This is a genomic window from Myxococcus sp. AB056 (genome assembly GCF_006547365.1).
GTDB classification, from domain to species: domain Bacteria; phylum Myxococcota; class Myxococcia; order Myxococcales; family Myxococcaceae; genus Myxococcus; species Myxococcus virescens.
This window is the reverse complement of sequence record NZ_VHLB01000036.1, coordinates 41,840-54,658: the sequence shown is the minus strand read 5'-3', so window position 1 is coordinate 54,658 and position 12,819 is coordinate 41,840. Positions and strand designations below refer to the sequence as shown.

Below are 12,819 nucleotides of genomic sequence, written 5' to 3'. Positions count from 1 at the left end.
CATGGAAAAGAATGTCCACCTCTTCGTGCGCACCTATCCCGGGCTGGGCGTGGCGGCGCACGTCCTCACCCACCCGCACCTGGCGGCCTTCGCGCCGACGCTGCACGCCGCGAGGCTTGACATCGCGGCGGTGGTGGGGCGGCTCCTCAAGCGAGGAGAACTCTGGGACGAGGAGACCCACTGGAGCGATTTGCGCCAGCGGAAGACGACGCTGACGGTTCGCGCGCTCGAAGACGGGAAGATGCTGTCCGTCCCCCTGCGCCTCACCGTGCTCACGCACGGGGTGAAGGCCCGCACCGCACGCAAGGGAGCACCGGCGCGCCAGTCCCTACGCGTGTGGGTGCCCCGCGTGGACGTCAAGGGCACGCTGCACGATGCGGCGGACCTGGAGCCCTTCGTCGAGGAGATGGTCCGCCACGAGCTCTATCTCGCGTCGCTCGACCGGCTGCACTCGCTGGCCTACGTGGGCGAGGAACAGGTAGAGACGCTGTCGGTGCCGGTCCGCTTCCGGGACACGCCGCGTGCCCGCGCGCTCGATGCCGCGAAGCCGCAGCGGCGCCAGGCGCCACCACCGGGGCTCGCGGAAGCCAGCCGGTGTCTCAACGAGGAAGCCCGCGCGGGTTTGCTGGAACGCGCCTGGGAACGGGACCTGGAGGTGTCCCGGCTCGCGGAGGCCGTCACCTCGCGCACCCGAGCCAGCGTGCTCCTGGTGGGCCCGTCGTCCGTGGGCAAGACGGCCCTGGTTCATGAACTCGTGCAACGCGCGGAGGCGGCCACCACGGGTTCGCCGCTTCACGGGTTGGAGGTCTTCAGCTCCTCCGGGGGCCGCATCATGGCGGGCATGCGCTACCTGGGGCAGTGGCAGGAGCGTGTGAAGCACATGGTGGAGGCCCTGCGTGTTCGCCGGGCCGTGCTGCACCTCGACAGCCTGTCGGAGCTGCTGTCCCTGGGGAGCGGCGACACGGGGCTGGATGTGGCGCGTCAGCTGCTGCCTGCATTGGAAAGTGGCGAGGTCTCACTCGTCCTGGAGGCAACACCGGAGGACGTGGCCCGCGCGGAGCGGACCCACGCCGCGTTCCTGCAATCGCTCCGGCACATCGCCGTGGCGCCCCTTTCGGCCCAGGCCGCACGCACCGCGCTTCAGCAGGCCTCGCATCGGGTGGGCCGCGCTCGCAAGGTGCGCTTCACGCCCGACGCGCTGGACCGCGCTGGCGAACTCACGGAGCGCTTCGGCTCGGGCCCTTCGCCCGGAGGCGCGGTGTCCCTGCTGCGCGCCGCCAGCACGGAGCCCGGCGCGACCGGAGAAGTAAGCGCCGCTTCGGTGACGCGGGCCTTCTGCACCCGGACCGGGTACCCGCTCGAGCTGGTGGACTCCGCCATCCGGTTGGACCCGGATGCCCTGCTCCGCCGCTTCCGCGAGCGCGTGGTGGGCCAGGGCGAGGCCACGCTCCTCCTGCGCAACCTGGTCGTCACGCTGAAAACGGGCCTGGCGGACCCCTCGCGTCCGCTGGGCGCCTTCCTGCTGCTGGGTCCCACCGGCGTGGGCAAGACGGAGTCGGCGCTCGCGCTGGCGGAGTACCTGTTTGGCGACGTGGCCCGGCTGGCGCGCTTCGACATGGCGGAGTACGCCGCGCCTGGCAGCGCCACCCGGCTGGTGGGAGAAGCGGGAGGCCAACAAGGCAGCCTGGCGCGGCGCGTCCGCGAGCAGCCCTTCGGCGTGGTGCTGCTGGACGAAATCGAAAAAGCGGATGCGGGCGTCCATGACCTGCTGTTGCAGGTGCTCGGCGAAGGCCGGCTCACGGATGCCACTGGCCGCACCGTCAGCTTCCGCAACACCGTGGTGCTGCTCACCAGCAACCTGGGCGCGGACACCGCGGGGCGCTCGCTGGGCTTCGGGGAGCGCGGCGCCCTGGAGCGGGCGGCGCACTACCTGGGGGCCGCGGCGGCCTTCTTCCGGCCGGAGCTGCTGAACCGGTTGGACCGGGTGGTGCCCTACCGCGCACTCACGGAGGACGTCATTGAATCACTCGCCCGGCGCACGTTGGAGGCGGCCCTCTCTCGCGAGGGGCTCAGCCGCCGGGGCGTGAAGGTGACCTTCGGCGAGGACGTGGTGAAGCACCTGGCGCGCACCGGCTTCGACGCACGCTATGGGGCCAGGCCTCTCAAGCGCGCCGTGGAGCAACAGGTGGTCGCGCCCCTGGCGCGGTGGTTGGCGGCTCAGGCCACCAGCGCTCCGCCCCAGGTGGTGCTCCGCGTGGGAGCTGAGGGGCGGATTGCGTTGAGCGGCCTCGAATGACCTCCGAGGCCGCCCAGGCCAGCGATGAACGCCGTGCGGTGCGACCTAGCCCTTGAAGTTCTGGGCCACGAAGTCCCAGTTCACCAGGTGCGTCAGGAACGTCTCGATGAACTTCGGACGCGCGTTCCGGTAGTCGATGTAATACGCGTGCTCCCACACGTCGATGGTCAGCAGGGCCTTCTGGCCGTGCTTCATCGGCAGGTCCGCGTTGCCCGTCTTGGTGACCTTGAGCTTGCCGCCCTCCAGCACCAGCCAGGCCCAGCCCGAGCCGAACTGCGTGGCCGCGGCGGTGGAGAACTCCTCCTTGAACTTCTCGAAGGAGCCGAAGTCACGGTCGATGGCCGCCGCGAGCTCACCCGTCGGCTTGCCGCCGCCAGCGGGCTTCATGCACTGCCAGAAGAAGGTGTGGTTCCACACCTGCGCGGCGTTGTTGAACACGCCACCGTCGCTGTTGAGGATGACCTCCTCCAACGACTTGTTCGCCTCCGGCTTGCCGTCCAGGAGCTTGTTCAGGTTGTTGACGTAAGCGGCGTGGTGCTTGTCGTGGTGGAACTCGAGCGTCTCCGCGCTCATGTGCGGCGCGAGGGCGTCCTTCTTGTAAGGCAGATCAGGCAACGTGAACGGCATGGTCGTTTCCTTTCGGTGTGAGAGGTCAGCCGCCATCGCTATCAGACGGCGGCAGAGAGGTCACGGTTCGATAGCCCCGCGCCCAATAAAGAAGGGGCTCCTGCGGACGTCCCTCATGAAGACGTGTGACGCGGCCGACAATCAGCGTGTGGTCACCGTAACGGTGCAGGCCATGGACCTGGCATGACAGCCCCACCAGGCTGTCTCGCACGAAGGCGTCCGCGTCGAAGAGCTGCGCATCCAGCTCACCCTTCGCGCACTGCACGGAGATGGAACGTTGTGCAGCGGACAGGATGCTGAGCGTGAAGACGCCGGAGGCTTCCACCCGCTTCAAGGTGCGGGACGCCTCCGACAACGCCACCACCACCAGCGGCGGGTCCAGCGACAGGGAACTGAAGGAGCTCACCGTCGTCGCCCGCAGTCCATCGGTGTCCTGTATCGCCACCACGGCCACGCCGCTGGCCCACCGGGCCATGGCATCCCGGAAGCCGCGCGCGTCCACACCTTCTGGCGTGCTCTGCGTCATGCCCCCTGGATACAGGTGCTCCGCCCACCTGTCATCACACCTGCCAATAGATTGGCGGGTTGTTGTTCCAATGGCAGGGGTCTGGTGTACCCACGAGAAAACCTGCCCTACACGACGTCAACGGAACGCCGTGGCCTGCGAATGACCCACACCCGAAGTGAAGACGCCCAAGCCCCCGCGCCTCCGCCTTCTCAATGAGGTCGGAACGATGCGTCGGAGCCGGAAGGGAGCACTCCCGTGGATCATTCCGCTGGGCGTGCTGAGTGCCTGCGGTGGAGTGCCTGACGCAGCCTGTGCCCGAAATCCGAGGCGCGCCGTCCCGGTGCCTGGAAACACACCCCAGGCACCGGACGTGACACTCAGACTGCCAGCGTGCGGGACACCGGCAGCTCACGGATGCGCGTGCCCGTGAGCGCGAAGATGGCGTTGATGATGGCGGGCGCCACCGGAGGCACGCCGGGCTCGCCAATGCCCCCGGACGGCAGCTCACTCGGAACGATGTCGACATGAATCTTCCGCGGCGCCTCGCCGATGCGCACCAGCTTGAGGTCGCGGAAGTTCGACTGCTCCGGCACGCCGCCCTTCATGGTGACGGCGCCATGCAACGCGATGTTCATGCCGAAGATGATGGAGCCCTCCATCTGTGAGCGCACGCGTTCCGGATTGAGAATCGTCCCGGCATCCACCGACACCCACGCCTCGTCGACACGGATGCGTCCCTGCTCGTCCTTGATCACCGAGGCCACCACGGCCACGTAGCTGAGGAAGCTGCGGTGCGCGGCGAGCCCCAGCGCCCGGCCATTCGCCTTGCGCGCGTCCCAGCCGGACATCGCCGTCACGCGCTCGATGACGCCGCGCAAGCGCCCCGCGTCCACGGGGTGGTCCTCCACCGACGCGCCGTAGTTCCGCAGCGCGGTGATGCCCAGCTCCTGGAGCGACGCCTTGCGCGGCGGCCCGAGCACCTCCAGGAGCATGTCGCGCGAGTCCGTGCCACGAAGGTGCGCCAGCTCGTCCACGAACGCGTTCACGGAGAAGGCGTGGAAGATGTTGTAGACGGACCGGAGCCAGCCGATGCGCACGTGCGGAGGCGCCTCGCAGGTCTCCGCCCGGACGTTGGGCACGGAGAGCGCCAGGTCGAGCACGCCCTGCTGGAGGTCCGACGGGCTGGGCCGAGTGGCCTGCCCGAAGGTGGACGCGATGGGCGGGAACGCGGTGCGGTGCCGCCACGCGATGACCTTGCCGGAGGCATCCAGCCCAGCGGTGAGCTGCTGCGCGCTGACGGGGTGGTAGTAGTCGTGCCGGACGTCGTCCTCGCGCGTCCATTGCACGCGCACCGGAACGCCCGCTTCCTTCGCAAGCCACACCACCTCGGCGATGAAGTCCGCCTTGGACTTGCGGCCGAAACCTCCGCCCAGGAACGTGACGTGAACCTGGACCTTCTCCTCCGGCAGCTCCGCCGTCGCCGCCGCCACGCTGCGCGCGGCCTGCGGATGCTGCGTGGGCGCCCAGACCTCACACGTCCCGTTCTCCACCCGCGCCAGGGCCACGGGAGGCTCCATGGGCACGTGGGACTGGTGGGGGACGTGGTACTCGGCCTGGATGACGCGGGCGGCCGAAGCGAGCGCCGCGTCAATGTCGCCGACGTTGCGCGCCACCGTCCCCGGCTCGCGAATCGACGCCGTCAGTTGCTCCCGGTACGTCGTCGAGTCATAGGAGGCGTTCGGCCCGTCCTCCCATGTGATGTCCAGGGCCTCGCGCCCGCGCAGCGCCGCCCAGGTGTTCTCCGCGAGCACCGCGACGCCGCCCCAGAACTGGAACGTGTAGGGCGGCTTCGGCGCGGGCAGCTCGAGAACCTTCTTCACCCCGGGCACCGCGAGCGCGCGGGTCGCGTCGAAGCGAACGACCTTGCCGCCCACGACGGGCGGGCGCGCCACCACCGCGATGAGCATGCCCGGCAGACGGATGTCGGCGCCGAACACCGCGGTTCCCGTCACATAGGCCGGGCCATCCAGCAGCGGCATGGGCCGGCCCGCCATCCGCAGCTCACTCTTCGGCCGCAGCTTGACGTCCTTCGCCTTCGGGATGGGCAGCCTCGACGCATCGGCCACCAGTTCGCCAAAACCCAGCGAGCGCTTGCCGTCGCGGAGGAACACCGCGTGGTCGCGGGCCTCGCACGCCTCCGGCTTCACCTTCCAGCGGCGGGCGGCGGCGGCCACCAGCATCACCCGAGCGGTGGCACCCATGCGGCGGATGTCGTCGTACACCCCCCGCACGCTGCTGGAGCCGTCCGTGTTCTGGTCGCCATAGACCTTGTCACCGTCAGCCTGGGCCACCGTCACCCGCGCCATGTCCGCGCCCATCTCATCGGCGACGAGCACTGGCAGCGAGCTGCGCACGCCCTGCCCCATCTCCGAGCGGGCACAGACGATGGTGACCGCTCCATCTGGAGCCACGTGAACGAACACGTTCGGGTTCAACCCCGGAGCGCCCTTCGCCGTGGAGGCATCACTGGCCGCCGCGGCCAGGCCCCCGGAGAAGACACCCAGGGCGAGCCCTCCCACCGACAGATTCAGCCCTTCCAGGAACGAGCGCCGGCTAATCAACGTGAGCAGCTTCGTCATGGCGGCCTCGTCACTCCTCGGACATGCCCGCGGCCTTCTTCACGGCCGAGCGGATTCGCGTGTACGTCCCACACCGGCAGAGGTTGCCTGCGAGCGACTGGTCGATCTCCTTGTCGGACGGCCGCGGCTTCTTCGCCAGCAGCGCCGCCGCGCACATGATCTGCCCCGCCTGACAGAAGCCACACTGCGGCACACCCAGCTCCACCCAGGCCTTCTGCAGCGGGTGGTTGCCGTCGGGCGACAGCCCTTCGATGGTCGTCACCGAGTGCCCCTCCGCGCGGCGGACGGGTGTCACGCACGCGCGGACCGGCAGCCCGTCGAGGTGGACGGTGCACGAGCCACACAGCGCCTGGCCGCAGCCGTACTTCGTGCCGGTGAGCCCGAGCACGTCCCGCACCGCCCACAGCAGCGGCATCTCCGGGTCGACGTCCAGCTCCTTCTCCTCACCGTTGATGCGAACGCGAACCGTCACGGCCGTGCCTCCTCGCTCGGGCACTCCGAGCCCGTCTCCACCCAGGCCGCGACGATGGCGCCGAACTGCGCCTGCGTCCCCGGAGCGGGCTCACGCCCCGAGCCCGGGTTCCATCCCCAGGCCACCAATGCGTCGTGGGCGTTGTGTTCAATCATCTGCTCGGGCGTCTTGCCGCCGTTGCGCTTCATGTCCTTGAGCTGCTCGCACACCTCACGAGGACTCTTCCCCACCCACGCCATTTCGATGGGGGCGACATGCCACTTCGGCGCGCCGGGCACGCGTGTCAGGTCCTGGTTCTTGTCCTGGTGGCAGCTGATGCACTCCATGCCCACCACGCCCTGGTCCTCGGGACCGCGCACCACGGGCGGATCATGAAGCTGGCCGTCGTCACCTTGCAGCGGGCTGTCACCCGCCGGGTGACAGTTCGCGCACCGCGGGTGGAAGAAGACGCGGCTGGCCTCCAGGAAGAGCGCGCGGGAGCGCTCCTGCCGGTCCAAGATGGCCGCGAAGGCTTCCACGGGTCGCAACGCGTTGGGGGCAACCTCGGGCAGCGCGGGAATCTGCGCCGCCGCGGCATCGGGCTCCCGCTTGCACCCTCCCACCAGCAGGAGGGCGGAGAGCGAGGCCATGACCGGAAGAGATGGCTGCATCACGCCAAGGCTCCGGCATGTCCGTACCAACTACAAGGCGAATGTTCGGGGGCCAGGATGACCCCACACGTGACGGTTCAGTGAACGGCACTCGCTGCAGCCTGCTCGCCTTCCGCCTCAGCGGCTTCCACTTCAGCGAACCGGAATTTTCCATCCTTGAAGTCCGCACTCACGCGGCTGTTCTCATGGATGTCGCCCGAGATGAGCTTCTCCGCGAGCGGCGCCTCGATGGCGCGCTGGATTTCACGCCGCAGCGGACGCGCGCCGAAGGTTGGGTCCCATCCCTTGTCCACCAGCGCCTCCAGCGCCGCGGGCGTCACCTCCAGCTCGATGCCCTGGCCGTGCAGCAGGCGGCGCGTCTTCTCCAGCATCAGGTCCACGATGGCGCGCAGCTGCGCGCGGTTGAGCGGCTCGAAGACCACCGTCTCGTCGATGCGGTTGAGGAACTCGGGCGGGAAGTGCCCCTTGAGCACGCCCATGACGCGCTCCCGCATGCGCTCCTGCGGTTCCTTGCGCGCAGTGGACTCCTGGATGAGGTGCGAACCCAGGTTGCTGGTGCCGATGATGACGGTGTTCTTGAAGTTCACCACCGTGCCCTGCGCGTCCGTGAGCCGCCCGTCATCCAGCACCTGGAGCAGCATGTGGAACACGTCGGGGTGGGCCTTCTCCACCTCGTCGAAGAGGAGCACGGAGTAGGGCCGCCGCCGCACGGCCTCGGTGAGCTGCCCGCCCTCCTCATAGCCGACATAGCCCGGCGGCGCGCCCACCAGCCGGCTCACGGTGTGCTTCTCCATGTACTCACTCATGTCGAAGCGGATGAGCGCCTTCTCGTCACCGAAGAGCAGCTCCGCCAGTGTCTTCGCCAGCTCCGTCTTGCCCACCCCCGTGGGGCCCAGGAAGAGGAAGGAGCCGATGGGGCGCGACTCGTCCTTGAGCCCCGCCCTCGCCCGCCGGATGGCCTGGGACAACACGCGGATGGCCTCGTCCTGACCGATGACGCGCTCATGCAGCCGCGACTCCAGCTCCAGCAGCTTCTTGCGCTCGTCCTCCGTCATCTGCGTCACGGGGATGCCCGTCATGCGCGACAGCACCTCCGCCACGTCCTCGGCGCGGACCTCTGGCGTCTCACCGGACTTCTGCGTGCGGCGCTCCTTCTGCGCGCTCTGGACCTCGCGCTCGGCGGCGCTCAGCTTCGATTCCAGCTCCTGGATGCGCGGCCCCGCCTTCCGGCCGCGTGCCTCGTCGAGCGAGCGCTTCACCTTCACCACCTCATGCTCGGCGTTCACCAGTCGCTCCGGTGGCAGCGTGAGCCGCAAGCGCACGCGGGCCGCCGCCTGGTCCACCAGGTCGATGGCCTTGTCCGGCAGGAAGCGTCCTGTGACGTAACGGTCCGACAGCTCCACCGCCGCCACCAGCGCCTCGTCCGCGATGCGCACGCGGTGGTGGGATTCGTAGCGGTCCTTGAGTCCTCGCAGAATCTCAATGGCCTGCTCGGCCGTCGGCTCCGGGACGACCACGGGCTGGAAGCGGCGTTCGAGCGCGGCATCCTTCTCGATGCGCTTGCGGTATTCGTCCAACGTCGTCGCGCCGATGACGTGCAGCTCGCCGCGCGCCAGGGAGGGCTTGAGCATGTTGCCCGCATCCATGGCTCCCTCCGCCGCGCCCGCCCCGACGATGGTGTGAATCTCGTCGATGAAGAGGACGATGTCCTCGCTGTGCGACTTCACCTCGTCCATGACCTTCTTCAGCCGCTCCTCGAACTCGCCGCGGTACTTGCTGCCCGCGAGCAGGCCGGACAGGTCCAGTTGCAGCACGCGCTTGTCGCGCAGCGTGTCCGGGACCGCGGCGGAGATGATGCGCTGGGCAATGCCCTCCACGATGGCCGTCTTGCCCACGCCCGGCTCACCAATGAGCACGGGGTTGTTCTTCGTGCGACGCGAGAGGATTTCGAGCGTGGTCTCGATTTCGTTGGCCCGCCCCACCACCGGGTCCAGCTTCCCTTCCGAGGCCAGGCTCGTCAGGTCGCGGCAGTACTCGTCCAGCGTGGGCGTGGGCGACCGGCGTGCCTCGGATGAAGGTGCCAGCGCTTCCGCGACGGCCGCGCGCGCCTTGCCGTGCTGGGCCCCTTGCTCGCGCAGGATCTCCGACGCCAGGCCTTCCCCTTCGTGCAGCAACCCCAGCAGCACGTGTTCGGGCCCCACATAGGAATGTCCCAGCTCGTAGGCCTCCTGGTACGCGAGCTCCAGGGCGCGCTTCGCATGCGGCGACAGCTCGGGACGCTCCATGGGGCGCTTCCCACGGCGCATCTCGGACTCGGCGCGCTCGGCGATGCGGGCCGGGTCCAGCTTCATGCGGCTTAGGGCGGTCCGGCCCAGCGGGTCCTTCGCGAGCGCCACCAGCAGGTGCTCCGTGTCGATGGATGCCGCACCCGCGCTTCGCGCCGCCTCGAAGGCCGCTTCCAATACGCGCCGCGTCTCATCGGAGAAGGCCTCGGTGATGTCGTACCGCTCCACCGGCTGTTGAAGTGAACGCGACAGCCCCCCGAAGTCCTCGTCTCCAAAGTCACTGAAGAACTGGTCGAAGAGCGACGTGCCCAGGCCCATGCGGCCGAAGCGCGAGCGCTGGCTGCTACAGACGTCACACAGGGACTCGGTGGTCTTCCGGTTCCCCATGACGCGGGTGACTCGGGTGGTCGCCGGGCGCTGGTGGCAGAGGTCGCAGACATTGGCCATGGTTTCGGGTCCCCCGAACGACGGTTCAATGCCAACGCTAAGGACGGCCGGTGCACCTCACCTCGGCCCCAGGGCAGGGCCGGGCGTCCAAGGTGGCCCACCGTTGCAGGGGACGCTAACCTGCCGGAAGAGCCGCTTTCTATGCCCTCCGGGAGTCCCCGACATGTCCGAGCAGAAGCCCCGCCTGAAGCGCCCCGTGGAGAATGTCCGCGCCGAGCTGCTCGCGGACCCAGACACCCAGCGCATCGCGAAGTCCCTGGATATGGAGCTGGAGGCCTACGTCGAGCTGGTCCTCGACTACGCCCAGAATCCGGACAAGGAGCCAACGCTCATCGTTGCGCCGGACGAGGAGCTGCGCGCCGCCGGCTACAACCCGCCGACCACCCAGGACGTCGCCAACTTCTTCGTCGCCGCCGCCAATGGTGAGCTGGGCATTGGCCCGCCCAAGTCCTATTACAGTGGTTTCGAAGGGAAGCAGGACGACGCGAACAAGCCGTCACTCCGGGGGGATGAGGGCCAGGAGCCCGTGAAGGTGGACGAGGAGACCAGCCAGAAGCTCCGCCAGCACGTGCCCAAGGGCGGGCCTGATCGCGTTTAGACGGATTTGACGCAACTTTCTCCCACGCTCCCCGACAATCCTTACATTCACCCCTTTCATAGAGGTTTCCCCCATGTCCGTTGGCGGCGCAGGTGGTTCGAACGGTAGCCGTGGCTCGAATGGCGCGAGCAATGCTGGCCGGAGCGCCGCTGCAGGTGCGGCCAACGCGGCGGGCAAGGCGGCGGGCGGTATCGCGGGCGCGCTGGGTGGTATCGGCAAGGCGCTGGGTGGCATCGGCAAGGCGGTAGGCGGCCTGGCGAACAGCATCGGCGGCATCGCCGGCAAGATTGGCAGCGCGCTGAGCCAGGTGTCCGGCCTGGTCGACAAGGCGATGAGCGCCATCACCGGCCCCCTCAAGAGCATGATTGGCGGCCTGCTGGACAAGATGCCCTTCGGCATCGGCCAGCTCGCCAAGCCGTTCGTCGACAAGTTCATCGACAACGGGCTGTCCATGGTCGCTGGCGGTCCGCTGGGTGGCGTTGCCTCGATGTTCGGCAAGGCTGGCACCGTGGGCAAGCTGGCGGACATGGTGGAGACGGTCCGCACGGGCGCCAAGACGGTGGGCGACATCGCCGAGGGCCGCTTCAACGCCCAGCAGATGGCGGCCTTCGCCCAGGCCCAGCTGATGCGCGGCCTGTAATCCCGAATCGACGGGTGAAGCCCCCGGGGCCAGCTCCCACGCACGTGGGGGTTGGCCCTTCGTTCGTTTCCGAGTCCGTGTGCGCCCGCACGCTGAGTGGCCACTCGGGGCGTGAGGCCGCTTGTTGCTGGCGACCCCCGCCCGCAGCCGTTAAGGAGGGCCTCTCCCGCGCCGGCGTCTTCATGCGAACCACTCATCGTCCCCTCACCACCTTGGCCCTGGCCTTGAGCCTCTTCATGGCCGCCTTGGAAGCCACTGTCGTTTCCACGGCCATGCCCACGGTGGTGGGCGAGCTGGGCGGCATCCAGCACTACGCGTGGGTCTTCACCGCGTACATGCTGTCCTCCACCATCACCGTGCCCATCTACGGGAAGCTGGCGGACCTCTACGGCCGCAAGCCCGTGCTCGTGTTCGGCATCGTGTTGTTCCTCGTAGGCTCCATCGCCAGTGGCCTGTCCACGTCCATGGCCATGTTGATCGGCTTCCGGACGCTCCAGGGCCTGGGCGCGGGCGCCATGCAGCCGGTGGCGCTCACCGTCATCGGGGACATCTACACGCTGGAGGAGCGCGCGAAGGTCCAGGGCGCGTTCAGCGCGGTGTGGGGCATCGCGGGCCTGATCGGACCCATCACCGGTGGCTTCATCGTGAAGTACCTCACGTGGCACTGGGTCTTCTTCATCAACGTCCCGGTGGGCGTGGGCTGCCTCATCCTGCTCCTGAGCTACTTCCATGAGCGCGTGGAGCGGAAGCCCCAGAAGCTGGACTACGCGGGCGCCGCGCTGCTCACCGGCTGGGTAGTGGCGCTGCTCGTCGGCGTGCAAGGCGTGGGCGTGAATCTGTGGGGCCTGCCCGTGGCGGCCGTGCTGCTCGCGGCCTTCGTCGCGGTGGAGCGCAAGGTGGCTGAGCCCATCATCCCCATGTCCATCTTCAAGGTGCCGGCCATCGTCATCTCCTCCATCGCGGGAGCGCTCTTCTCCGCGGCGATGTTCGGGGCCACCACCTACGTTCCGCTCTTCGTCCAGGGCGTCCTGGGCGGAACGCCCACCGAGGCCGGCGGGATGATTACGCCGATGATTGTCGGCTGGCCGCTGGCGGCCCTCGTCGCTGGGAAGCTGCTGCTCAAGACGGGCTTCCGCCCGCTCATCGTGGGCGGGCTGGGATTGACGGTGGTGGGCACGTCCCTGATGGCGCTGCTCCTGGGGCCCCAGGCGCCCAAGCTGCTGCCGGAGGTGGCCATGGGCCTGTTCGGCATCGGCATGGGCTTCGCGTCCACCGCGCTGCTCATCGCCGTGCAGACCAGCGTGGGCTGGGAGCTGCGCGGCGTGGCCACCGCCAGCAACATGTTCTTCCGCACCATCGGCGGCGCCATTGGCGTGGGGCTGATGGGCGGCGTCATGGTGTCGCAGCTCCTCAAGGACCCGACGGTGCCGATTTCGGCGGCCAACGCCTTGATGAGCCCCGACCATGGCCAGGACCTGCCCGCGGACCTGCTGGCGACGCTGAGCGGCGCGCTGGGCACCGGGCTGAGCATCAACTTCTGGCTGATCTGCGCCTTCACCGTGGCCGCCTTCGCCGCGGGGCTGTTCTTCCCCAAGGTGTCGCGCACCACGACGGTGTCCTCCACCGAGGTGGTGGCGCCGCACTGACGTCCGTGCGG

The 12,819-nt window shown here is 68.7% G+C and carries 10 protein-coding genes; 4 read left to right on the top strand and 6 right to left on the bottom strand.

Going from position 1 to position 12,819, the window contains the following annotated elements; translation table 11 throughout:
* Window position 1 precedes the first annotated feature (1 nt).
* On the top strand, window positions 2-2,296 hold the full coding sequence (locus FMP39_RS17625; RefSeq protein WP_141591536.1) for an AAA family ATPase: 2,295 nt from the start codon (window positions 2-4) through the stop codon (window positions 2,294-2,296).
* A 45-nt stretch (window positions 2,297-2,341) separates the two neighbouring features.
* Here FMP39_RS17625 and FMP39_RS17620 read toward each other — a convergent pair whose 3' ends face one another.
* The 6 genes from FMP39_RS17620 to FMP39_RS17595 form a co-directional block, all read right to left on the bottom strand.
* Window positions 2,342-2,923, bottom strand: a complete 582-nt coding sequence (locus FMP39_RS17620) for a superoxide dismutase (RefSeq protein ID WP_141591535.1) — start codon at window positions 2,921-2,923, stop codon at window positions 2,342-2,344.
* A 25-nt stretch (window positions 2,924-2,948) separates the two neighbouring features.
* Window positions 2,949-3,449 (bottom strand): flavin reductase family protein, encoded by a 501-nt coding sequence (locus FMP39_RS17615; RefSeq protein ID WP_141591534.1) that lies wholly within the window; start codon window positions 3,447-3,449, stop codon window positions 2,949-2,951.
* Window positions 3,450-3,808: 359 nt separating this feature from the next.
* Window positions 3,809-6,070 carry a molybdopterin cofactor-binding domain-containing protein gene (locus FMP39_RS17610; RefSeq protein WP_141591533.1) on the bottom strand — a complete coding sequence of 754 codons (2,262 nt, stop codon included), beginning with the start codon at window positions 6,068-6,070 and terminating at the stop codon, window positions 3,809-3,811.
* Window positions 6,071-6,080: 10 nt separating this feature from the next.
* A complete protein-coding gene (locus tag FMP39_RS17605) occupies window positions 6,081-6,542 on the bottom strand; it encodes a (2Fe-2S)-binding protein (protein WP_141591532.1) in 462 nt (153 codons plus the stop codon).
* Entirely contained in the window at window positions 6,539-7,171 is a 633-nt protein-coding gene (locus tag FMP39_RS17600) for an Isoquinoline 1-oxidoreductase subunit (protein ID WP_228558073.1), read from the bottom strand. The genes FMP39_RS17605 and FMP39_RS17600 overlap by 4 nt, the downstream gene beginning before the upstream one ends.
* A gap of 98 nt (window positions 7,172-7,269) precedes the next feature.
* Window positions 7,270-9,924, bottom strand: a complete 2,655-nt coding sequence (locus FMP39_RS17595) for an ATP-dependent Clp protease ATP-binding subunit (protein ID WP_141591530.1) — start codon at window positions 9,922-9,924, stop codon at window positions 7,270-7,272.
* A gap of 163 nt (window positions 9,925-10,087) precedes the next feature.
* On the opposite strand from FMP39_RS17595, the gene FMP39_RS17590 reads away from it, so the two are divergent.
* From FMP39_RS17590 to FMP39_RS17580, 3 genes are all read left to right on the top strand, one after another.
* Window positions 10,088-10,522, top strand: a complete 435-nt coding sequence (locus FMP39_RS17590; RefSeq protein ID WP_141591529.1) for a hypothetical protein — start codon at window positions 10,088-10,090, stop codon at window positions 10,520-10,522.
* Window positions 10,523-10,595: 73 nt separating this feature from the next.
* Window positions 10,596-11,162, top strand: coding sequence for a hypothetical protein (locus FMP39_RS17585; protein ID WP_141591528.1), 567 nt, complete (start codon window positions 10,596-10,598; stop codon window positions 11,160-11,162).
* A gap of 182 nt (window positions 11,163-11,344) precedes the next feature.
* On the top strand, window positions 11,345-12,808 hold the full coding sequence (locus FMP39_RS17580; RefSeq protein ID WP_141591527.1) for an MDR family MFS transporter: 1,464 nt from the start codon (window positions 11,345-11,347) through the stop codon (window positions 12,806-12,808).
* Window positions 12,809-12,819: the final 11 nt, after the last annotated feature.